The sequence below is a fragment of the Marisediminitalea alba genome, from assembly GCF_002993365.1.
Lineage (GTDB): Bacteria > Pseudomonadota > Gammaproteobacteria > Enterobacterales > Alteromonadaceae > Alteromonas > Alteromonas alba.
On the sequence record NZ_PVNP01000209.1, the window covers coordinates 1,366 to 2,009 of the forward strand.

The 644-nt window shown below is 46.0% G+C and carries 1 protein-coding gene; it reads right to left on the reverse strand.

Features of this window, described 5'->3' with window-relative positions:
* Positions 1-149: 149 nt before the first annotated feature.
* The coding region (locus C6Y40_RS22735) for an IS5 family transposase (RefSeq protein WP_146129635.1) at positions 150-644 on the reverse strand (495 nt) is incomplete at its 5' end.

Sequence of the window (644 nt, forward strand, 5' to 3'; positions counted from 1 at the left end):
TAGGGAAACTGCGAATAAGTCCTGCAATTTAGTTCTTGAACCAGCCTTTGCACTTACCGTCTAATTTTTGAACGCTAAAATTTCAATTTCGGCAAATATACTGCCGTTTTAGGCCTGATTTCGGCCTTATTCCGGGTTATTCCCGGATTTCAGATAGATCTTGGCTGTCGCCTTAACATCTGGTCTACTTTAAACAGGTTCGCTAAGGTGAATAACATGGCTAACTGTGAGTCATTTTTCATCAGCCCTTTATAACGTGCTTTGATAAAGCCAAACTGACATTTGATGATCCGAAACGGATGCTCCACTTTTGCTCTGATGCTGGCTTTTAAGTATTCGATGTTAATGGCCGTTTTGTTTTTGCGAGGATGCTTTTTCAGTGCCCGGACTTTTCCGGGGCGTTCAGCAATCAGCCATTCCACATTCGTATCTTGCAACTCTTCCCGCATCGAAGCGCCCTGATAACCGGCATCGCCGGAAGCGAATTCTTCTTCGCCATGCAACAGGTTTTTCAACTGGTTCAGGTCATGCTCGTTGGCGGCGGTGGTCACCAGCGTATGGGTCAGGCCACTCTTGGCATCCACACCAATATGGGCTTTCATACCGAAGTGCCATTCATTGCCTTTCTTGGTCTGATGCATATC